General features: G+C 62.0%; 22 protein-coding genes. 15 read left to right on the top strand and 7 right to left on the bottom strand.

Annotated features, from left to right (window positions below; genetic code table 11):
• Positions 1 to 52: 52 nt before the first annotated feature.
• A complete protein-coding gene (locus tag PR018_RS24595) occupies positions 53 to 1,174 on the bottom strand; it encodes a BMP family ABC transporter substrate-binding protein (RefSeq protein ID WP_142831382.1) in 1,122 nt (373 codons plus the stop codon).
• Between the two features lie 385 nt (positions 1,175 to 1,559).
• Here PR018_RS24595 and PR018_RS24590 point away from each other — a divergent pair, with 385 nt between their 5' ends.
• From PR018_RS24590 to PR018_RS24535, 12 genes are all read left to right on the top strand, one after another.
• The gene (locus tag PR018_RS24590; RefSeq protein ID WP_224128722.1) at positions 1,560 to 1,799 is read left to right on the top strand and encodes a hypothetical protein; all 240 of its coding nucleotides are present in this window, start codon (positions 1,560 to 1,562) and stop codon (positions 1,797 to 1,799) included.
• 13 nt (positions 1,800 to 1,812) lie between these two features.
• Complete coding sequence (locus tag PR018_RS24585; protein ID WP_142831383.1) at positions 1,813 to 2,475, top strand: Rieske (2Fe-2S) protein; 663 nt, start codon at positions 1,813 to 1,815, stop codon at positions 2,473 to 2,475.
• Positions 2,475 to 3,107 carry a glutathione S-transferase family protein gene (locus PR018_RS24580; protein WP_142831384.1) on the top strand — a complete coding sequence of 211 codons (633 nt, stop codon included), beginning with the start codon at positions 2,475 to 2,477 and terminating at the stop codon, positions 3,105 to 3,107. Before PR018_RS24585 ends, PR018_RS24580 begins: the two co-directional genes overlap by 1 nt.
• Positions 3,108 to 3,140: 33 nt before the next feature.
• Positions 3,141 to 4,070, top strand: coding sequence for a LysR family transcriptional regulator (locus PR018_RS24575; protein WP_224128719.1), 930 nt, complete (start codon positions 3,141 to 3,143; stop codon positions 4,068 to 4,070).
• A 96-nt stretch (positions 4,071 to 4,166) separates the two neighbouring features.
• Complete coding sequence (locus PR018_RS24570) at positions 4,167 to 4,667, top strand: thiamine pyrophosphate-binding protein (RefSeq protein WP_111222304.1); 501 nt, start codon at positions 4,167 to 4,169, stop codon at positions 4,665 to 4,667.
• The gene (locus PR018_RS24565) at positions 4,664 to 5,272 is read left to right on the top strand and encodes a thiamine pyrophosphate-dependent enzyme (protein WP_142831385.1); all 609 of its coding nucleotides are present in this window, start codon (positions 4,664 to 4,666) and stop codon (positions 5,270 to 5,272) included. The genes PR018_RS24570 and PR018_RS24565 overlap by 4 nt, the downstream gene beginning before the upstream one ends.
• Positions 5,273 to 5,289: 17 nt before the next feature.
• Positions 5,290 to 6,858: a GMC family oxidoreductase gene (locus tag PR018_RS24560; protein ID WP_142831386.1), complete on the top strand. Its 1,569-nt coding sequence runs from the start codon at positions 5,290 to 5,292 to the stop codon at positions 6,856 to 6,858.
• A 41-nt stretch (positions 6,859 to 6,899) separates the two neighbouring features.
• On the top strand, positions 6,900 to 8,282 hold the full coding sequence (locus tag PR018_RS24555) for an amidohydrolase family protein (RefSeq protein WP_142831387.1): 1,383 nt from the start codon (positions 6,900 to 6,902) through the stop codon (positions 8,280 to 8,282).
• 8 nt (positions 8,283 to 8,290) lie between these two features.
• A complete protein-coding gene (locus tag PR018_RS24550; RefSeq protein WP_142831388.1) occupies positions 8,291 to 9,160 on the top strand; it encodes an aromatic ring-hydroxylating oxygenase subunit alpha in 870 nt (289 codons plus the stop codon).
• 2 nt (positions 9,161 to 9,162) lie between these two features.
• Positions 9,163 to 12,309: a molybdopterin cofactor-binding domain-containing protein gene (locus PR018_RS24545; protein WP_142831389.1), complete on the top strand. Its 3,147-nt coding sequence runs from the start codon at positions 9,163 to 9,165 to the stop codon at positions 12,307 to 12,309.
• Positions 12,306 to 12,824 (top strand): (2Fe-2S)-binding protein, encoded by a 519-nt coding sequence (locus PR018_RS24540; RefSeq protein WP_142831390.1) that lies wholly within the window; start codon positions 12,306 to 12,308, stop codon positions 12,822 to 12,824. The genes PR018_RS24545 and PR018_RS24540 overlap by 4 nt, the downstream gene beginning before the upstream one ends.
• A complete protein-coding gene (locus PR018_RS24535; RefSeq protein WP_142831391.1) occupies positions 12,821 to 14,335 on the top strand; it encodes an aldehyde dehydrogenase family protein in 1,515 nt (504 codons plus the stop codon). Before PR018_RS24540 ends, PR018_RS24535 begins: the two co-directional genes overlap by 4 nt.
• 50 nt (positions 14,336 to 14,385) lie before the next feature.
• Here the strand turns inward: PR018_RS24535 and PR018_RS24530 are convergent, their stop codons facing one another.
• The 3 genes from PR018_RS24530 to PR018_RS24520 are packed head-to-tail and all read right to left on the bottom strand — an operon-like array spanning position 14,386 to position 17,007.
• Positions 14,386 to 15,405, bottom strand: a complete 1,020-nt coding sequence (locus tag PR018_RS24530; protein ID WP_142831392.1) for an ABC transporter substrate-binding protein — start codon at positions 15,403 to 15,405, stop codon at positions 14,386 to 14,388.
• A gap of 19 nt (positions 15,406 to 15,424) precedes the next feature.
• Positions 15,425 to 16,213, bottom strand: a complete 789-nt coding sequence (locus PR018_RS24525) for an ABC transporter ATP-binding protein (RefSeq protein ID WP_142831393.1) — start codon at positions 16,211 to 16,213, stop codon at positions 15,425 to 15,427.
• Positions 16,210 to 17,007: an ABC transporter permease gene (locus tag PR018_RS24520; RefSeq protein ID WP_142831394.1), complete on the bottom strand. Its 798-nt coding sequence runs from the start codon at positions 17,005 to 17,007 to the stop codon at positions 16,210 to 16,212. The genes PR018_RS24525 and PR018_RS24520 overlap by 4 nt, the downstream gene beginning before the upstream one ends.
• A gap of 409 nt (positions 17,008 to 17,416) precedes the next feature.
• Here PR018_RS24520 and PR018_RS24515 point away from each other — a divergent pair, with 409 nt between their 5' ends.
• The 3 genes from PR018_RS24515 (at position 17,417) to PR018_RS24505 (ending at position 19,731) form a co-directional block, all read left to right on the top strand.
• Entirely contained in the window at positions 17,417 to 18,190 is a 774-nt protein-coding gene (locus PR018_RS24515; RefSeq protein ID WP_142831395.1) for an amino acid ABC transporter substrate-binding protein, read from the top strand.
• Between the two features lie 102 nt (positions 18,191 to 18,292).
• On the top strand, positions 18,293 to 18,973 hold the full coding sequence (locus tag PR018_RS24510; protein ID WP_111221433.1) for an amino acid ABC transporter permease: 681 nt from the start codon (positions 18,293 to 18,295) through the stop codon (positions 18,971 to 18,973).
• Positions 18,970 to 19,731, top strand: a complete 762-nt coding sequence (locus PR018_RS24505) for an amino acid ABC transporter ATP-binding protein (RefSeq protein ID WP_142831396.1) — start codon at positions 18,970 to 18,972, stop codon at positions 19,729 to 19,731. Before PR018_RS24510 ends, PR018_RS24505 begins: the two co-directional genes overlap by 4 nt.
• A gap of 19 nt (positions 19,732 to 19,750) precedes the next feature.
• Here PR018_RS24505 and PR018_RS24500 read toward each other — a convergent pair whose 3' ends face one another.
• The 3 genes from PR018_RS24500 to PR018_RS24490 all read right to left on the bottom strand — a co-directional run bounded on the left by PR018_RS24500 (position 19,751) and on the right by PR018_RS24490 (position 21,453).
• Entirely contained in the window at positions 19,751 to 20,650 is a 900-nt protein-coding gene (locus PR018_RS24500; protein WP_142831397.1) for a bestrophin family protein, read from the bottom strand.
• A 153-nt stretch (positions 20,651 to 20,803) separates the two neighbouring features.
• Complete coding sequence (locus PR018_RS24495; protein ID WP_142831398.1) at positions 20,804 to 21,208, bottom strand: type II toxin-antitoxin system VapC family toxin; 405 nt, start codon at positions 21,206 to 21,208, stop codon at positions 20,804 to 20,806.
• Positions 21,208 to 21,453 carry a type II toxin-antitoxin system VapB family antitoxin gene (locus PR018_RS24490; RefSeq protein ID WP_142831399.1) on the bottom strand — a complete coding sequence of 82 codons (246 nt, stop codon included), beginning with the start codon at positions 21,451 to 21,453 and terminating at the stop codon, positions 21,208 to 21,210. Before PR018_RS24490 ends, PR018_RS24495 begins: the two co-directional genes overlap by 1 nt.
• Positions 21,454 to 21,564 lie beyond the last annotated feature (111 nt).

Here is a 21,564-nt window from a genome sequence, read left to right as displayed (position 1 = left end):
CAGCGAACCCGGCCGCAAGGCCGGGTCCCGGATTGGCGGTCGTCGACCGGGATCAGCCGGAAAGGCCCGAGACGCCCTCGACCGACCAGTCCCAGTTGTAGAGTTCCAGGTCGGTCATCGTCTGGCCGGCAGCAACCCGTACCTTTCCGCTTGCATCCTTGATCTCTCCGGTAAACGGCGACCAGCCGCCAACCATCTTCTGGCGGACTGCGTCGGCCGCCGCCGCGACGTCGGTCGGAACCTTTTCGCCCCATTTGTCGCGATCGACGCCAGCACCCATAGCAAACAGCTGCTCGGTCGGCGTCCAGGTGCCGGCGAGACGCTTGCCGACCTGGTCGACATAGAATTTGGTGAAGTCGATCAGCACGGACGAGACATAGGAGTTCGGGCCGTAGCGGCGGATGTCGGTGTTCCACATCGCCGCCCAGACGCCACGCTTTTCCGCGACCTGGAGATATCCGGCTTCGTCCATGATGCCGAAGAGGAAGTCGCAGCCGTTGTCGATCAATGCCGTGCCGGCCTGCGTCGCTGCCTGCGGGTCGAACCACGAGTTGATGACGATCGTCTGCAACACGGCGTTCGGGTTGACGCTGCGAGCGCCCATCAGGAACGCGTTGGTCGATGCATAGACGGAAGCGACCGGGAAAGAGGCGATGTAGCCGAGCTTGCCGGTTTTAGACAGATGGCCGGCGGCCACACCGATCACATAAGTCGGATACCAGTGAGCGAGGTAATACCAGCCGAGATTGTCCATCGTCACGCGGCCGTCGCATTCCATGAAGGCGACGTCGGTGGCGCGCTTGACCACCTCATGCAGGAAATCGCCGTTGGACGACGTATCGAAGATGATGTTGGCGCCCTCGCTGACGAACTGGCGATAGGTGCGTGTGGCGTCGGCCGAGTAGGGAATGTTCTCGACCTCGAGAACCTTCTTGAGTTTGGGATAGGCCTTCTTGACGGCCAGCAGACCCTGATGGTGGGACCAGGTCCATCCCTCGTCGGAGATCGGGCCGACATGGCCGAAACCGACGACAGCGTCTTCTTCCTTGATCGGGGGAAATGCCGAGGCGGCCAATGCCTGGCGGGCAAAGCCTGTCGGCAGCATCAGCGAGGCGGCGCCAGCGGCACTCATGTTCAAAAATCCGCGCCTTGAAAGCGTACGCAAGTCCAGCATGGTATCCCCCTTTATAGCCGGCTTCGGCCAGCGTTGATTTATGCGACGCAACAACTGTGCCAGATGACGAGGACCAATTTCCCGGTCGAAAACGGCTCTGGAGCGGCGTAGATCTGCGCGGTTTCGTCCATCTCAAGCTTGCAAGAAGCTATCGGCAATCACAGTGTCAGACGGCATTTGTTCGGAATAGTGCCAATTTTTCGAAGGCACTCAGGCGCAAAAGGCAACAACTCCGTCACCAAACTGGCTTGAACTCTCCGGCAAAAACCGGATAGGATGCACAAAACTAAGGCGCGATTAAAATTTATGCAAAACGGGTCATTTTCATGCAGGTCAAGGCTACTGGGAGACCGCAGAACGGCACTTGCCCGAGCGAGGTTGAGCGATGATCGAAGCGGCTAGCTTTACCTTTCGCGGTCAGATGATCTGCGACAGCTTCACGGAGTTTGCCACGCATCGCGCCCGCAAGCTGGATCTGCAAATCGACTTCGGCGCCTGCGACAGTGCAGCTGCCAGCCTTTCGGTGCGCGGTCATGGCGATCTCGTCGATGCGTTCGAGATGGCCTGCAGCCTGGGCCCTTACGATTGTATCATCCTGGATATCGAGCGGCGTGCTGCGGCATGAAGAGGAGCGGATCATGAGACTGGAAGCAGGGTGGGTGCCGGTCGGGCTTTCGTCCTCGATCGAGCCCGGAACCTCGGCGGGTGCCGTCGTCGACGAGCAGGAGATCGTCGTCTGGCGCGACAGCAGCGGCATCGTCCATGTCTGGGAGGATCGCTGTCCGCATCGCGGCATGCGGATGAGCTTCGGCTTCGTGCGCGGCGACCATATTGCCTGCCTCTACCACGGCTGGCAGTATGATGCTGCCGGTCAGTGCCGCTACATCCCGGCCCATCCTGCGCTGGACGTGCCTTCGACGATCAAGGTGCCGACATATCTTGCGCGGGAGGACTACGGGATCATCTGGGCGACGGCATCCAGCGAGGCCGTTTTGCCAGATGCCGTGGGTGCCGCAGAATTCGCGCCCGTCCGCAGCCTCTATGTCGATTGTCCGATCAGCGATGTGCTCGCGGCGCTCGATCAGGCAGGAATGAAACATCTGGATGCCAACACCGGACTGCTGGCGGCGGATGGCGACCGGCTGCTCATGGCCGTCCAGCAAGTCTCCCCCGACAAGACCGCCATTCACGGTGTCATTCTCGGCCCTCATTCCCCGCAGGCAAGCGGCAGGCAGGCGCACCACGCCCGCCTGATGGAAAAGATGCGGTTCGAACTCGAGCAAACGGCGGAGATGGCCTGATGCCGGAAATCACCCTCTACGGCTACGAACTCGACGAAAACAGCTACCGCGCTCGCCTTTTGCTATCCATGCTCGGGCTGGATTGGCAGACCGTGGCCATCGACATGTTTCCGGGGCAGGAGCACGGGAAGCCGGCCATGCTGGCTCTCAATCCGCTCGGGACGCTTCCCGTCGTCAAGGATGGCGATCTCGTCGTTTACGGCATGGCGCCCGTTCTTCTTTATCTTGCCCGGGCGCACGACGCGGCGCAACAGTGGCTGCCGCACGACCCGAAGGCCTTCGCCGACGTCGTCCGATGGGTCGGCTTTGGCGACACTGCCCTTGGCCCGGCGGTGGCGGCCCGGCTGCAGGCGCTGTTCGATACGCCCGGTGACGAAACAACGCTTCGCGCCTCGGCCCGCAAAGCCTTCCGGATCATGGACGACCACATGACAATCCGCCATTTCGATGGGCTGGAGTGGTTTTGCGGCAGCGGTCCGACGCTTGGCGACCTCATGCTTTTCCCATCCTTCGCCCTCAGCCGCGATTTCGGCATCGATCACGCGGAGTTCCCGGCGCTGCGACGCTGGATCCGGCATTTCCGCTCGCTCAAGGGCTTCCTGACCATGCCCGGCATTCCCGATTATCACTGAGAGCGGAAAGGCGCGGCTTATGGGCATGTTGGCATGATGGATCCGTTTCGGCTCGGGCTTGTGGCCACCCGTCTCCACTACTTTCAGCTCGTGGCGCGTCTTGGCTCCATTCGCCAGGCAGCCCAGGCCCTGAACGTCGCACCGTCCTCGATCAGCCGTATCCTGAAGCAGCTCGAGGAAGAGCTCGGCACGCCTCTCTTCGAGCGTGTCCGCCAGCGGCTGAAGCTCACCAGCGCCGGTGAACTGATGCTCTATCACGCCCGTCTCAGCCTGTCGGAACTGAAGCGCGCCTGCACCGAGATCAACGATCTCAACGGACTGCATCGCGGTACCGTCTCCGTCGCCATCATCGAAAGCGTCTCGCGGGGATTGATGCCGGACGCCCTGCAGGAATTCTGGAAGCGGCACCCGGAGATCTCCGTCGATGTCAGGGTGATGGGATCGCAGCAGGCCGCCGATGCCGTGGCCGCTGGCGAATGCGATCTTGCTGTCGTGTTCGACGTCAAAGTGGCGCGCAATGTGCGGCGCATTTCGACTGTGCTGTTGCCGCTCGGCGTACTGGCGCTCCCGGATAGCCGTCATGCGCAGAAGAAGGAACTGAAGCTGTTCGACCTTGCCGGCGAACGGGTCATCCTGTCTGACGCCAGCCTGACGCTCGGCGCCTGGGTCGAGGATGCCTTCAGCCGATCTTTCGTCGACCTGACGCCCCGCGCGCGCACCAACTCCATCGGGCTCATGATCGATCTTGCCAAGCGCGACCTCGGCACGGTGCTGCAGACCCGTGTCGGCATCGAACAGGAGATTGCCGATGGGACGCTGACGTTCGTCCCCTTGCACGACGCCAAGGTCAATCCGCGCAAGCTGATGCTTCTCTCGCGCTCGGAGAAGGAAATGTCGGACGCCGCCTCGGCGATGGGCAGGCTTCTGGCGCAGTCGCTTGATGGATCGGAAGATCGAACATGATGACATGTTGCTTTTGGCGCATTGCATGGATCGAAAATAAGACCCTATTCGGAACATCCGGCATTTGTCACCCTGACCGGGAAGAGAGGATGCCCGATGAAAAAATCTGCTGTTGACGCTGTCATCCGTGGCCTGAAAAAGGCCGGCGTGAGCGTCGTTTGCTACCTGCCGGACTCGCTGTTCAAGGAGCTCTACCCGGCGCTTGATGCCGATCCCGATATCCGCACGATCCGCGTCACGAACGAGGGAGAGGGCGCCGCGATCTGTGGCGGGGTTTTTTTGTCCGGCAAACGGGCAGCATTGGTGATGGAAAATTCCGGGCTCAGGGCGTCTGTCGAACCCCTGGCGCGCATGGGCCTTGGTGCCGGCATCCCGGTCGTCATGCTGATGAGCTATCGCGGCGAGCTCGGCGAGAACAACTGGTGGGCGATCCCCCATGGCATAACCATGGAGCCGGTGCTCGACGCGCTGCGCATTCCGTACCGGATCGTGCGCGAGGAAGAGGCGATCGAGCGGGCCATCACCGACGCCTTCAAGTGGTCCTATGCGGCCTATTACCATTCGGCAATCGCGCTTGGCGGGGAGATCGTCCGATGAAACGCTTCGATTGCATGAAAGCCCTTTCGGCCCGGCTGAAGGATGAGCTCGTCATCCTCTCCCTCGGTGGCAGCGTCGACGAATGGTACAACGCGGCGCCGCATATGCGGGAAGCGAGCCTTTTCCAGCAGCAACTCGGCTGCGTCACCCCCCAGGCCTTCGGACTTGCCGCCGGCCTGCCACACAGGCGCATCGTCTCGCTGGATACGGACGGCGGCATGATGTTCAACCTCGGCATTCTCGCGACGCTCGGCAACGAGCAACCGAAGAACCTCCTTGTCGTCGTCTGGGACAACGAGATCTACCAGTCGATCGGCGGCCCGCCGACGCATACGGCCTTCGGACGTGTCGATATCGCTGCCATCGCGCGCGGCTGCGGCATCGAAAATGCCTTCACGGCACGCAACGTGGAAGAGTTCGACGCCCATTGCGCCGCAGGGCTTGCAGCCGACGTCCCCTATGTCATCGTCGCCAAGGTTGCCGGCACGGTGCAGCCGGACATCAAACGCAAGCACAGCGATGGCCGGGAAGACAAATACATCTTCGTCCGCCATGTCGAGGCGAGCGAAGGCATCGTCATCATGGGCCCCAGCGAGCACAACTGAACAGGAACTATCGTTCGATGTCCGCCGTCGCCATTCCCCAGAAGCCGCTTTCCAGGGCCTACGACTATATCGTCGTCGGATCGGGGTCGGGCGGCTGCGCGGTGGCACGGCGTCTGATCGACGGCAGCGACGCGAGCGTGCTCTTGATCGAAGCCGGAAGCTCGGGCTTCGGCATTCCCGAAATCGAAGACCCGGCGGCCTGGGTGCCGCTCGGCCGCAGCCGCTACGACTGGGGCTACGACTATGCGCCGACGCCTGCCGTCAACAATTGCGTCATCGGCATTCCGCGCGGCAAGGTGCTCGGCGGCTCCAGCAGCATCAATGCGATGATGTGGTATCGCGGCCATCCGATGGACTACGATGCCTGGGAAACTGCCGGCGCAAAGGGCTGGTCTTTCAAGGATGTGCTCCCGTTCTTCAAGCGCTCGGAAGACTGGCAGGACGGCGCATCGGACCTGCGCGGTGCAGGCGGCCCCTTGCGCATCGAGCGATGTGCGACACTGCACCCGACAGCCGCGGCGATGCTCGACGGCGCCCGGGCGCTCGGCATTCCCGTCATCGACGATCCCAACGGCCCCGACAACGAGGGTGCTGCCGTTTCCAATTTCAACATATCCGGTGGCAAGCGTTGGAGTTCGGCGAAAGGCTATCTCGAGCCGGTGCTCGACAACGAGCGGCTGACGGTGGTGCCAAATTCGCTCGCGATCCGCCTCGGGATCGCAAACGGCCAGTGCGTTTCCGTTACCCATCTGGTCGACGGCCGTCCGCACGAGACCGAAGCAACGACCGGCATCGTTCTCGCCCTTGGAGCGATCGACACGCCGCGCCTGCTGATGATGTCCGGCATCGGCGATCCCGCCGAGTTGAGGCGGCTTGGGATAGACGTCCGTGCCGCACTTGCAGGCGTCGGCCGCAATCTCCAGGATCATCCGCTGGTGCAGGCCTGCGTCTTTCGCGCCAGGCAGCCGCTTGGGCCGACGATCGGCAATGGCGGCGGCACGATGATGAACTGGAAGTCGAGCACTCATCTGCCGCAAGCCGACCTGCATGCCTTTCCCGTCCAGGGCAACAGCGCCGAGCCGCGCATTCGTGAACTCTATGATCTTCCCAGTGACGTCTTTTCGATCGGCTGCGGGCTGATGCGCTCGAAGAGCGTCGGCTATTTGAGGCTGCTGAGCCCGGAGCCGGGCGGCGCGCTGGAAATCCAGCCCAATTACCTTGCTGAACCGAGCGATCTCGACGCCCTCGTCACCTCGGTGGAAATGATAATGGCGCTCGCGGCAACGCCCGCCTATGCGGACTGGTTCGGCGGATACGCAGCCCCGCCGGCGATGCTCGGCCGAAAGGACATCATCGCCTACATCCGCAACGCCTGCTCGACCTTTTTCCATGTCTGCGGAACCTGCGCGATGGGCAGCGGGGAAATGGCTGTGGTCGACAGCAGGCTGAGGGTCATGGGCGTCGCCGGGCTGACGATTGCCGACGCCTCCGTGATCCCGATCATTCCGACATGCAATACCCACGCGCCGGTAACGATGATCGGCGAGCGGGCGGCCGACTTCCTGCTCACCGCAACCGGGACCTGAGCCCTCGGCGCGGGACCGGATAAACGAAATTGGAACCCATCATGGCAAGTGCAAGACAGATCATCGCCGGCGACCATCTCCTGACCATGGATCCGGCAAATCGCGTCGTGACGGGTGGTGCCGTACTGATCGACGGCGGACGCATCGAGGCGGTGGCGCCGCTTGCCGAACTCGTGGCCGAACATCCGGAGGTGTCCGTCAGAAAGATCGAGAATTCCGTCCTGATGCCCGGGCTCATCAATGCCCACGCCCATTCCGGTTTCCTGCGCGGCACAGCGGAGCACCTGCCCGTCTGGGACTGGCTGACCCTGCATATCAACCCGATGCACCGCATGCTGCAGCCGCACGAGGCGGAGGCGGCGTCTTGGCTCTGTTACGCGGAATCTGTCCTCGGCGGCACGACGACTGTCGTCGACATGTGGCGATACATGGACGGCAGCGCAAAGGCTGCGGCCGCCATCGGCAACCGGCTGGTGGCCGTGCCCTATGTTGGCGAGCACCCGGAATATAATTATTTCGACACGCTCGACATGAACGAGGCGATGATCGAGACCTGGCATCGCAAGGCGGATGGCCGCATCAACGTCTGGGTCGGGCTTGAACACCTCTTTTATGCCGACGAGGCAGGCCAGCAACGCGCCATCGCCCTTGCCAAAAAATATGACACCGGCTTTCACACCCATTGCAGCGAAGCAGAGATCGAGCTGGCGGAGTTCGGCAAGCGCTATGGCAAGCGGCCGATGTTTGCGCTCGAAGAGCTCGGTTTCTTCGAAGCACCGCACACCATGATCGCCCACGGGGTCTGGCTCGATTCGGCAGAGATCGAGCTCATCTCGAGGTACAATGTCTCCATCGCCCATAACCCGGTCAGCAACATGAAGCTTGCAAGCGGCATCGCCCTCGTTGGCGAGATGCTGGCAGCCGGCGTACCGGTGGGGATCGGCACGGATGGCGAGAAGGAAAACAACAACTTCGACATGTTCGAGGAAATGAAGGTCGCCTCCCTGCTCGGCAAGCTGAAGGATCTCGATGCGGCCGCGATGGATAGCTGGGACGTCCTGCGCATGGCGACGATATCAGGTGCAAGCGCCATCGGGCTCGATCACGAGATCGGCTCGCTGGAAGCGGGCAAGCGGGCGGATCTGATCGCCGTGCGCACCGATACGCCGCGCATGACGCCGGTTTTCGGCGAGGGCCCCTATTTCAACCTCCAGCACAACCTCGTCCACGCCGTTCGCGGCGGCGATGTCAGCATGACGATGGTCGACGGGAAGATCCTAGTCGAGGACGGCATGCTGAAGACCGGCGACATGAAGGCAATCATCGCCGAGATCCACCGCATCGCACCGCCGCATTTTGCTCGCCGTGCGGCATGGCTGGCAGAGAACGCCGGCGGCACGGCGCAGTGGACGAAGGCTGAATAGGAGCCTCCATGGCAAAGACATCCGACAGGGCTGCACTGGACGAATGGTACGCTGTCGAGACCGCAGCGGACGTCACCGGAGTGCCCGTGCGGACACGGTTGCTCGGACAGGACATCGAGATCGTGCGCCAGCAAGGCGGGCGGATTGTCATTTGCGAAGTGCATTCCGGCGTGGCGTCTGGCGCACCCTTGCCTGCGCAGGAGAAATACGGTTGCGTCTGGACGACGCTCGGCCATCCGAACAGGGGCATCTTCAACATCTCGCAAGCCTCGGAGACCGATCGCCGGTTTGTACCCTGCGGCTGGGTGAGGATGCGGGCATCAGGCCTTCGCGTCGTCGAAAATTTCCTCGACATGGCACATTTCCCGTTCGTTCACACGGACATCCTCGGCTCGGAGCCGCACACCGAAGTGCCGGGCTATCTGAGTGAGGTCCGCCGCGATGTCGACGAGGTCTGGGCGACCAACTGTACCTTCTTCCAGCCGCGCATTGCTGCCACCGAGAGCGAAGGCGCCTTCGTACAACTGACCTACCGCGTGCCCACGCCTTTCTGCGTCATGCTCTATCGCGTCTGCCCGACAGCGCCGGATCGGCTCGACGCCATTGCGCTGTTCATCCAGCCGATAGAAGAGGGTCTCTGTCGGGCACAGCCCGTCATGTATCTGGTCGACAACGCCTCGACGCATACCTCGCTGCTACACTTCGAGCAGATCATTTTCCTGCAGGACCGCATCGTCGTCGAGAACCAGCGGCCGCTTCTGTTGCCACTGGAACCGCGCCAGGAAATCCCGACCCGCGCAGACAGCTCCTCCGTCGCCTACCGCCGCTGGCTAAAGGAAAAGGGTATCCGTTTCGGCACAACGATGGAGGCCGGCTGACGATGACCCGCGCCGCCTTCACCGTGCTCCATCCGTCGTCCGTCGGGAATGCCCTCGGCATGATGCGGGATATCGAGGATGCGCGTCTCGTCGCCGGCGGAACGGCCCTGCAACTCGAGTGGGCAAAAGGTGCGGCGAAACCGGTAAGACTGATCGATCTCGGGGGCATAGGCGAGATGACCGGTATCTCGCTCGACGACAAGATCATCCGCATCGGAGCCCTTACGCCGCTGTCGGCGCTCTTGAGGGATCCGCTGGTTGCCGAGCGATTGGCGATGCTCGCGGTATCGGCAGCATCGGTGGCGGGCCCCGCAGTGCGCAATATCGGCACAATCGGTGGCAATATCGCCGGCCGCAGTGGCTGCCTGCTGCCGGCCCTGCTGGCGCTTGATGCTTGCCTGGAAATCGCCCGCACAGGCGGCACCGGGCGCGAAAGCCTCCGCCATTGGCTATCGCAGCCCGCCACTCCGCATGAAGTAATCAAGGCTGTCATCCTTCCCAAGACGTTCCCTGTCTTTCGCTGGACCACGCGAAAAATCGGATTGCGCGCCGCCTTCACTCCGAGTGTCATCGGCATTTCCGGCCTCATCGGACTAACGGATGGCAGGATCGAAACCGTGCGGCTTGCTGTCGGCGGTGGCATCGTGGCAGCGACACGCCTGGTTGCAACAGAGGCGAGCCTCGGGGGTCTCGCTTGGGCCGATGTCGACTGGGACGCGCTGCACGCCCGGTTGATAGACGAAATATCTGCTCCCGATGATATGTTTCGATCTGGCCGCTACCGCCGCCACGTCGCTGCCAATGCCTTGGTCCATGGCCTGGCCGGGCTGCCCGAATTGCCCGCACGATCCCGCAGGTGCCGGCTGGAAGCGCCGCCGCTCGCAGCAGAAATTCGGCTGAGCCGGAGGGACCAGCGGCAGCGCTGGCACACGCGCCCGGACGTGGAGGCCAAGATCGCTGGCCAGCTGGCCTACCTTACCGACCGAAGAATGTCCGGCATGCTGGTCGGGCGGATCTTGCGCGCTGGCGTCGGCCACGCCCGGATCGTCTCGATCGACACGCGCGATGCGCAGGCTCTGCCGGGGGTTGCTGCCGTCGTCACCCATCGCGACATCAATGGTGTCAACGCCTTCGGTATCGTCGTGCAGGATCAACCGGCACTATGTTTCGACAAGGTGCGGTACAAGGGCGATGCGGTCGCGGCTGTCGCCGCCGTCGACGAAAGGACGGCACAGGCAGCGCTCGATCTCATCAAGGTCGAATATGCCGCACTTCCACTCGTCACCGATCCGCTGCAGGCTCTAGCCGATGATGCGGCCGCCGTGCACGAGGGCGGCAATCTCCAGCGAAGCTTGCATTTTTCACGCGGCAACGTGGTGCAAGGCTTTGCCACTGCGGCCCACATCGTCGAGCGCGTCTATACGACGCCACGGCAGATGCATGGATTCATGGAAACAGAAGGCGGCTATGCGCAGGTGGAGGCGGGCGGCGTTCTGTCGATCTTCGCCGGCGGCCAGCACGGTGCCCGCGACCGGCAGCAACTTGCGCGAATTCTGGGGCGGCCGGAGGAGACGATCCGCGTCGTCACCAGCCCGACGGGCGGCGCGTTCGGTGGCAAGGACGAACTGACGGTGCAGCCGGCACTGGCGCTTCTTGCCGAGAAAACAGGGAAGCCGGTTCGCATCCAGCTGTCGCGCGCAGAATCGGTCGTTGCCGGCATCAAGCGCAATCCGATGACGATCCGCATGCGCACCGCCTGTGATGCCGATGGCCGGCTGCTCGCCCAGGAGGTCGATGTCCTCTCCGACGCCGGTGCCTACGCATCGCTCGGTCCCGGCGTTCTTGAGACCGCGCTCGAACATGTGGCCGGACCCTACATCTTAGAGAACGTCGAGACCCGGGGTCGCCTTGCCTATACGAACAATGGTGTCTGCGGCGCATTCCGAGGTTTTGGCGCCAACCAGATGACCTATGCGATCGAATGCCAGATGGATCTGCTGGCAGACCTCTGCGGCCTGACGCCGGTCGAGATTCGTCGCCGCAATCTGCGCCAGCCCGGCGCGCCCGGCTATCTCGGGCAGATTGTGTCTACCTCAGAGCGGTTGTCCGAGATGCTGGATGCCGCTGCCGCAAGTTCTCTGTGGCAGGAGGCGGACGGGACAGGGCCCGAGGAGATCGTTGGGGTCGGCATGGCGTTGAACTATCAGGGCAATGGTCTCGGCTCGCTGGTTCCCGACCCGGCCGGCGGCAGGCTTGCTCTCTCCAAAGACGGCTTTATCGAAGCGGCCTATGGCCTCGATGAAATGGGGCAGGGCCTGCTGACATCGATCAAGGCAGCCGTTGCCGACCGGCTTGGCTGCGGGCGTGACGATGTCCTGCCGGTGACGGGGGATACCCACCTTGCGCCCGATTCCGGCTCGACCACGGCATCGCGCGGCGGCTATGTCGTCTGGCAGGTGGCCAAGTCCGCCGGCGCGCTGCTGGCGCCACAGTTGCTCGAGGCCGCCGGACTAAAAATCGGACGTCCGGCAATGAGTTTGCGGCTTGCACCCGGTGGCTTTGCCGACGCCGGCAGCAACAGCGGGGACCTTCTCCTCACCTACCGTGAGCTGGCCCGCTCGCTGGGGCCGGACGCGCTGCCCAGCGCGACGGTCGCCTTCGACTTTCCGAAGACGGACTATGAGGCAGGCAACGCCCGCTACATCTTCGCCTTCGGGGCATGTCTGGTGCGGGTTGCCGTCAACCGCGTGACCGGCAGCGTGCGCGTCATGGACATCAGGCAGCACACGGCGGCAGGCCCGGTCATCGACGTCGCCGCCTATCTCGGTCAGATGGAGGGTGGCGCCATCCAGGGGCTCGGGTTTACGCTGACGGAAGACGCCATGATGCACGACGCCACCAACATGAACGGCAATTTTGACAGCTACATGATGCCCGGCATCAGGGACAGTGCTTCAGCAATGTCGGTCTATGCCCTGGAAGATCTGGACGCGGGCGACGAGCTTGGGCCGCGCGGGGCCGGCGAACTCGGCATCGGCGCCATCGCGCCGGCGATTGCCAATGCCGTTGCCGGTGCCATCGGCCACCGGCCGCTCAGCCTGCCGCTTTCCCCGGAGGCAATCCTCGATGCGATGGCGGGGCGGGCATGAGCACCGTGGCGACGACGCACGTCAACTTCCGCCTCAACGGCGAAACGGTCGCCCTCGAAGTGCCGCCGGATATGCGGCTGGCCGAACTGTTGCGCGACGAACTCGGTCTCACCGCCACCAAGATCGCCTGCGGCATCGGCCGATGTGGCGCCTGCACCGTTTTGATGAACGGCCTTGCCGTCAATGGTTGCTTGGTCATGGCATGGCAGTTGCCGGATGCAGACATCGTCACGCCGGAGGGGATCGATGCCTTCGAGATCGCGCGGGTCGTGAAGGCAGCGCTGGCCGAAGAAAACGCCTTCCAGTGCGGCTACTGCGCGCCCGGCTTCCTGATGGCCCTGACGGCGCTGTTCATCGACCTGCCGGCCGCTGGCGAAGCGGAGATTCTTTCTGCGCTCGAAGGCAATATTTGCCGCTGCACCGGCTATCATTCGATCATTCGCGGTGCGCTCAACGCATCGGCGCGGCTTGAAGCTGCTCAATTGGCCTGCGGGCCGGGAGATCCAAACCCATGACCATCCCAATCCGCATCTTCGAGCCCGCCAGCGAAGGCGCGCGACGCTTTCTGGCACAAACAGACAAGAAACTGCTGATCGATGGCGCGTGGGTCGCGGCCGCCTCCGGCGCCACGTTCACGACGTTCGACCCAGCCACCGGCAAGTCTCTCGCCGAACTGGCGGCGGCAGGAGCAGCGGATATCGATGCCGCCGTCTCGTCGGCACGGCAAGCATTCGAGGGAGATGCCTGGCGCGGCATGACGCCTTCGGCGCGGGGCAAATTGCTGTGGCGCATCGCCGATCTCATCGATGCCCATGTCGATGAACTTGCCGAACTCGAGACTCTCGACCAGGGAAAATCTCTCAAGACCGGACGCTTCGGCGAGATCCCCGCCTCGGCCGAGCAGTTTCGCTATTACGCCGGCTTTACCACCAAGATCCTCGGCACGACGATCCCGACCTCCATCGGCTACCAGCCGCCGGGCAAGAAGATATTCGCCTACACGACGCGCGAGCCGATCGGGGTCGTCGCTGCCATCACGCCGTGGAACTCGCCGATGCTAATGGCAGCCATGAAGCTGGCGCCGGCGCTGGCGGCTGGCTGCACGGTCGTGTTGAAGCCAGCCGAGGAGACGTCGCTGACGACACTGCGGCTTGCAGAACTGATGCTCGAGGCCGGGCTTCCGCGCGGTGTCGTCAATATCGTCACCGGGATGGGCGAGACCGTCGGTGCGGCCTTGACCGCCCATCCCGGGGTCGACAAGGTCGCCTTTACGGGCTCGACCGAGGTGGGCAAGCTGATCGTCGGCGCTGCACGCGGCAACCTCAAGAAGCTGACGCTGGAGCTCGGCGGCAAGTCGCCGGCCATTGTCATGCCGGATGCCGACATGATGCTTGCCATCCCCGGCATCGCGCGCGGCATCTTTGCCAATGGCGGCCAGGTCTGCGTCGCCGGGTCGCGTGTCTATGCCCATCGGTCGATCTATCAGCGGCTGGTCGAAGGACTGGCGCAAGAGGCGGCCAAGCTGCGGCTCGGCCATGGGCTCGATCCGGATGTGGACCTCGGCCCCCTCGTCGATCGCCGGCAGGCCGATCATGTCGCGCGCTACGTGGCAGAGGGCGCCAAAGAAGGCGCCGAGATCGTCACAGGTGGCGCGCAGGACGGGGAGCTAAAGACCTTCTATCGGCCAACAGTCATGACCGGCCTCCGTCAGGACATGCGAATGATGCGGGAGGAGATCTTCGGCCCCGTGGTGGCTGTCACACCGTTCGATGATGCCGACGAGGCCATTTTGTTTGCCAATGATTCGCCCTATGGGCTTGCGGCCAGCGTCTGGACACAGGACCTTAGTTCTGCCCATCGGCTTTCCGCCCGTATTCGTTCAGGCACCGTCTGGATCAACTGCCATTCGTATTTCTCACCCGAATTGCCGAAGGGCGGCCACAAGCAATCCGGCTGGGGATATGAAAACGGAGCGCCGGGCCTCGAGAACTATCTCGAAACCAAGACGGTCTGCGCCGTGGTCTGAGCGCGCGTCAGCCGGAGTGTCGGGCGTCTCTCCGGCCGGCGACGCGGTGCTCACTTCTTCGGAAGATAATCGTTGGTGACGAAGGTCGAAAAGTCCGGCCCCGAGGTCAGGACCTTGCCGTCGCCATCGACGAGGATCTTGGCCTTCACCAGATATTGGCCAAAAGCATCGATCTTGGCGAGATCCATATTGCCGATGACACCATCGGCGCTGCGCAGGTAATGGCCGGACACCAGTGCCTTCATCGACTGCGCCACAAGGGCGTGGTTGGTGAGCGTGTCCGGATTGGCGGCGATCAGGATGTCCCCGGCTTCCTCGGGATGATCTGCGGCAAAGGCGTATCCTTTCTGAACGGCGGCAAGAAACCCCTTGGCGGTGTCGCCATTGGCCTTCAGGTAGCCGTCGCTGGAGACGATGAAGGTGGTGTACTCGTCAGGCACGCCATAATCGCTGTAGGTGAATTCCTTGAGCTTGGCACCGCGCAGTTCGGCCTCGACGCCTTCCCAGGTGGCCACTTCCAGGGTGAAGTCGACGGAACCGTTGGCGAGCGCCTCATAGGCCGATGTGCCCAGCGTCACCGTCTTGATATCGCCCTTGCCACCATCATGCTTGATGATGTCGGTGATCAGCGCATTTTCCCAGGCACTGCCGAAACCGCCATAGGTGAGGCCGTCGAGATTTTTCGGCGACTGGATGTCGGTGCGCTTGGCATCGACGATCAGCCGACCGGTTTCCTTCTGGACGACAGCATAGACCCCCTTGAGGTCGGCTCCGGCGGCCCTCTGCGAATAGAAGCCGATGCCCGCAATGCCGAAATCCGCAACGTGGTTGCTGACCAGCGTGCCAGCCGCCGTATCGGTGTAGGGCAGGATCTTGACGTCGAGCCCGGCATCCCGGAAGTAGCCTTTTTGCTCGGCCACGAACAACCCGACATGGTTGGTGTTCGGCGTCCAGTCCAGCGCGATATTGACGGTTTTCAGATCCGCCGCCGCAACGGGGCCAATCGAGGCGAGGGCGGTGAAAACGGACAGCGCAAGCCCGAAGGCGCTGCGGCGAGGGAACGAGGGCATGGGAACTCCTGATGTGATATTAAGAGATGGGATTGGGTGGCAAAAAGGGCGCATTTTCCGGACCGATCAGCGCCTCCAGCAGCGCTGCCTCGATACGGGAGGCAACGGGGGAGGCGAGGTCCGCCAAGGTCCTCGGACGCGGCAGCGGCACCTCGATTTCGGCAAGCACCCGGGCGGGTCGGGCCGAGAGGACGTAGATCCGGTCAGAGAGGAAAATCGCCTCCCTGATGTCATGGGTGATCAGCAGCGCGGTCCACCGGTTCTGGTCCCACATCTGCTCGAGCCAACGCTGCATGGAAATCCGCGTGAGCGCGTCGAGCGCGCCGAAGGGTTCGTCGAGCAGTAGCATCTTTCGTTGCTGGACGACGGTGCGAAGCAGCGCCACGCGCTGTCGCATGCCGCCGGATAACTGGTTGGGGTAATGCCGCTCGAATCCCGCAAGCCCGAAGGTTTCCAGCAGAGGCTCGACCTGCGCACGGGCCATCCTTTTCGATAGTCCCTGCACCTCCAGTCCGAGCGTCGCGTTGTCGATGATCCGGCGCCACGGCATCAGGGCATCGCGCTGCGGCATGAAGGCGAACGTGTCGCTCGCCTGGTCCAACGGCGCGCCGTCGAAGACGATTTGGCCGGCATCGGCGACAATGGCCCCGGTCAGCACCTGGAACAGCGTGGATTTGCCGGCGCCGGAGGGCCCGAGCATCGACACGAATTCGCCGTGCCCGACATGCAGCGTCACGTCCGCGAGCACGTCGAGCGGACCGAAAGATTTGCGGATGCCGGCAAGCGACAGGCGGGCCGGTTGGCTCATGGCTGGCGATCCTTGCGATCCGTATTCCAGGGTGTGGCGAGACGCTCCGCGCCAACCGCCAATGCGAAAAGCAATAGTGTCAGGCAGGAACTGACAGTCACCGCCGCCAGCACCAGGTCCGGCCGAAAATTGTTCTTCGCCGATAGCATGTAGATGCCGAGCCCTTTTGCCGCGCCGGCATATTCCGCAAAGATGGCGCCGACGACGGCATAGGTGATGGAAATTCGCAACCCGGTAAAGAAGTAGGGAATGGCCGACGGCAGGCGCGCCAGAACGAAGACCCGCCATCGGGAGGCACCCATGGACGACAACAGCCATTCCATTTCGCGGTCGGTGGACTCATACCCCTGAACGAGGGCCACCATCATCGGGAAAAATGTCACGAGCGCCACCAGCAGTATTTTCGGCAGCAGCCCGAAACCGAACCACAGCACCACCAGCGGCGCAATGGCGACCAGCGGCAACGTCTGGCTGACGATGAAGACCGGGACCAGCGCGCGGCGCGCCGGCTGGAAGAAATCGACCACGACAGACATCAGGAATGCCACGGTCAGCGAGAAGCCAAAGCCGGTAAACGTGGCCGCAACGGTCGGGATGGCATTTTCGAGAAGCACCTGCCAGTTGACGACGATCTGCTCGAACACCCGCGACGGCGGAGGCAGGGTCGTCGCCCGGATGCCTGAATAGCGGGCGTAGAGTTCCCAGGCGACGAGCAGACCCGTCATTAACGCCAAGGCCGGCCAGCTTCTTGTGAAGGCGCGAATGACCGGCAGCAGCGCAGGCAGGTTGTTCATCGATCTTATCTACGGGTGACACACTGGATTGAAATCGGGTCGAGGCTTGCAGCCCCGCCTTGGATCTTGATAGCGCCTTTGCATGACACGCTTAAAGCATTAGATCGCAAACATATGAACGTAAACAGGAATTTCGAAGGGTCGCGGACGGTTTTGAAGACAACGATGCGCCTTGCCGGAAATGCCAACGGGCTGCAGGGCGTCGCCCCCAATGATGCGCCCGGAAACACCCACGCTCTTGGCCCCTGGAGGGTGATGCGGGCTCTTGGAGACAGATCATCACTGAATGACGCGGAATTGAGAAAATTATTTGCAATTGCTCATTTCCTTCGCAGTTTCCTGTGCATATTTGAGAGACAGTTTCTGCGATCTTTCGCACTCGAACATCAACACCGGGATCGGTACCGACATGACACTGCTGAAATCCATCGCCGCCATCGCACTCGTTCAGGCCGCATTGCTGTTGCCGGCCCATGCTGGCGAAAACCTCGCTGCCATCAAATCCGCCGGTGTCTTCAAGGTCGGGACCGAAGGCACCTACGCGCCTTTCACCTTTCATGATGCCAGCGGCAAGCTCGCCGGCTTCGATGTCGAGATTGCCGAGGCGATCGCCGCCAAGCTGGGTGTCAAAGCCGAATTCGTCGAAGGCAAGTGGGATGGGCTGATCGCCGGCCTCGATGCCAAGCGCTATGACAGCGTCATCAACGAAGTCGGCATCACCGATGCTCGCAAGCAGAAATATGATTTCTCGGACCCATACATCGCATCGAAAGCCGCACTCATCGTCCGTGACAACGACGACAGCATCAAGGGCTTTGCCGATCTGAAGGGAAAGAAGGCAGCGCAGTCTTTGACGAGCAATTATGGCAAGCTGGCCGAGCAATCCGGTGCCGAGCTCGTTGGCACGGATGGCTTCGACCAGTCTATCCAGCTGGTCCTCACCCGCCGCGCCGATGCGACGATCAATGACAGCCTGTCCTTCCTCGACTTCAAGAAGCACAAGCCGGACGCGCCTGTGAAGGTCGTCGCAGAGGAGGCCGACGCCAACTATTCGGGCGTCATCATCCGCAAGCAGGAGCCCGAGTTGCTGGCTGCCATCAACAAGGCGTTGGCCGAGATCAAGGCCGACGGTACCTACAAGACGATCTCCGAAAAATATTTTGGCCAGGACGTCTCCAAGTAACGGAAGGCGAAAGCCGTTTCCAAATCCTGAAAACCACGATAGTGAACGAACGGGCGCTCAGTGATCTTTCGCTGGGCGCATCGCTTTTTAAGGGAGATACCCTTGCCGCACTGGCTTCAATTGATGGCGGATTCGCTCGCGCCTCTGCTCTGGGCAGGGCTAATCTTTACGATACCGCTGACCCTGATGTCCTTTGCCTTTGGGCTTATTCTCGGACTTGTCACGGCAATAGCGCGCCTGTTCGGCCCGGCTCCTGTGGCAGCGATCGCCCGCTTCTACGTCTGGATCATCCGTGGGACGCCACTATTGGTGCAGCTCTTCGTGATCTTCTACGGCCTGCCGAGCGTCGGGATCCTGCTCGATGCGTTTCCGGCAGCCCTGATCGGCTTCACGCTGAACATCGGCGCCTACAGCTCCGAGATCATCCGTGCCGTCATTTCATCGGTTCCGAAGGGACAGTGGGAGGCGGCCTATTCGATCGGCATGAGCTGGCGCCAGGCGATGATCCGGACGATCCTGCCCCAGGCTGCCCGCGTCGCGGTCCCGCCCTTGTCGAATACCTTCATCTCGTTGGTGAAAGACACGTCGCTCGCCGCAGCGATCACGGTGCCGGAACTGTTCCAGGCCGCACAGCGTGTCGTCGCCACCACCTACGAGCCGCTCATTCTCTATATCGAGGCTGCCCTGATCTACCTTGCACTGAGCTCGGTCTTGTCGACGCTGCAAGTGCGACTGGAGCGACGCTTCGCCCGGTATGGTGGCATGATGGAGGCCAACGCATGATCGAGCTTACAAACATCGAAAAGCGTTTCGGCGACATAGTCGTCCTCAAGGATATCAACATCACCATCCCGGAAGGCAGCGTGACTGCGCTTGTCGGCCCTTCCGGGGGCGGCAAGAGCACGCTGCTGCGGTGCATCAACCTGCTGGAAATCCCGACCTCCGGCGCGATCCGCCTCGGCGGGGAGACGCTGACCTTCGCACCGGGCAAAAAAACCAGCTGGCAGGCGATCCAGAAAATCCGCCGGCAGACCGGCATGGTCTTCCAGAATTTCCAGCTCTTTCCGCACCAGACCGCCATTGAAAACGTCATGGAAAGCCTGGTCACCGTGCTGAAATGGCCGCGTGACAAAGCGCGTGCCAGCGCTATGGATCTTCTGAAGAAGGTCGGTATGGAGCACAAGGCAGATGCGTGGCCCGCGACCCTGTCCGGCGGCCAGCAGCAGCGGATAGCAATCGCCCGTGCGCTCGCTCCGTCGCCCCGCGTCCTGCTTTGCGACGAACCGACATCGGCGCTCGATCCTGAACTTGCCGCCGAGGTTGTCGATGTCTTAAGCAAGCTTGCGTCTGAGGGGACGACCATGGTGATGGCGACGCACGACCTCCGGCTGGCGTCGAAGATCGCCAACAACGTGGTGTTTCTGGAGGCAGGCAGCGTCGTCGAGACCGGCGATGCAAGGCTCCTGTTCACTGCGCCACAGCGCGAGCGCACCAGGCAGTTCATCTCGACCATCAACGCCGCCAACACCTACGATATTTGAGGCGCGGCCGTCTGGCGGTCTACCAGAGGACATTTTCGACTGGTCGGATCGGCTTCGTGGCATTGCCTCCGCCGACCAGTTGCTCGAGGTCGATCTGTATTGTCCGGCAAAGCGAGGTCAGGGGCACGTCGTGGGCACGATTTTCGAACGGATCCTGCAGATCGGAGCCGATGCGATCCATGGCCAGCAGCATGAAACCGACGATGGTCGATGCAAGCGGTGTATAGATCGTTAGGCTATCGACAAGACCGATTGGCAGCAGAATGCAGAAAATGTGAACGAACAGCGTCGGGTAGTAGCCATATTCACGCGGCAGAGGCGTATTCTTGATCCGCTCCATTCCGCCCTGGGCATTGCTCATGTCGACAAGGACGCTTTCGATCTGGATACTGCGCATCGAATCGATCCAGCCTTGCTGGCGTGCGTCGGCCAGTAGCGCGGCAGTCTCGTTGAGGATTGCGTTCGGCACATTTGTCACCCCCTTCAACGACTCGAGTTCGTTGTCGCAGAGGAAGGCTCGGATCTCGTCCTCGTTCGGCTGCCGACGCAGATGACAGCGCAGGGCGTTCACGTAGGCGATCTGGCGTCGAACGAGGTCGTGGCGCAGATCGAAGCTTTCGCCGTTTTTGTCGATCAGGTGGAACACCTCTCGCCCATAGGAGCGCGACGCGTTCACCATCGCCCCCCAAAGCGTCCGCGCCTCCCACCAACGATTATAGGCGTTGTTGTTCCGGAAACCCAGAAACAGGGCCAGTGCCGATCCGAGCAGGCTCATCGGCAGCGCTGGCAGATCCAGCCAAGGGTGGGGAAGATAGACATAGGCCAGAGTGATGGCGATATCCCAGAGGAAGAGCAGGGCAAGAGGCCAGCCGATATAGCCGAGCATCCGGTGTAGACGAGCTGACTGGGGCAAAACCATGCAGCGGTTCCCGTTGTGAAAATCGAAGCGACGTCAAATCAGATAGTGTGCGTTGCAGCATTTTGCGAATGAAACACGGCTGCTTTTTGACTGTAGCCAACGCGCGATTTGCCGCCCAGCTGCTCGCGCGCGTGTCATAGGCGCGCGGAGGCGTCAGGGAATTGTCTGGAGATCGGTTTGACGAAACTCGTCATGCGTTGCGAGCATCGGCACTTGGTAATATTTGGCGCATGCATAATGGAGGCAATCGCCAAGGTTTAGTCTGTTGCGACCGCTACCGTATTTGTCGGCCGCCATCAGTGATAGGGTCGTGGCGCTCTTGCCGGGCGGCAGGTCGTATAATTCGATGCCGCGCGCCTCCAGGAATTCCATCAAGAATGGCTCGATGTCAGCAATCGACCGGTCGAACTTATCGGGCCTTGCCAAGGCCATTGCTGCTTCGAGGACAGCGACGGCGGATGTGATCCGCGTCTTTGCGGACAAAAGGGCATCTGCAACACGCTTGGCTTCAGGTTCGTCAGATGCAAGAGCAATGATGGCGCACGCGTCAACGTACATTATTTCCCGTCCCACATCTCGTCAAAAACCGACCTGGGAAGAGGCTCCTTGCCCCGGGCGGACAAGACGAGGCCGTGCTTGGCGCGCAGCCGCGCAGCCGTTTCCGTTGCGCTCTCCAGATTAAGACGTCGCTCCAGCGCCTCCTTCATGGCGATGACGATAGCATCGGTTATGCTCACACCGGCGACGCTTGCAAACTTGCGGGTCAGAGCATCGGCCTGCGGGTTGTTGACGTTGATGGCCATCGGTATCTCCTTGTAGATCCTCACACCAGAAGATATACATCTTTATACATCTTTCTATCTACATACAATGAGGCCACCTCGCCTCACGACCGCTGATAGGGCCATCACCCT

The sequence above is a fragment of the Rhizobium rhododendri genome, assembly GCF_007000325.2.
Classification (GTDB): Bacteria; Pseudomonadota; Alphaproteobacteria; order Rhizobiales; family Rhizobiaceae; genus Rhizobium; species Rhizobium rhododendri.
The sequence above is the reverse complement of the archived record's forward strand: the minus strand, read 5'-3'. Positions and strand labels throughout refer to the sequence as shown.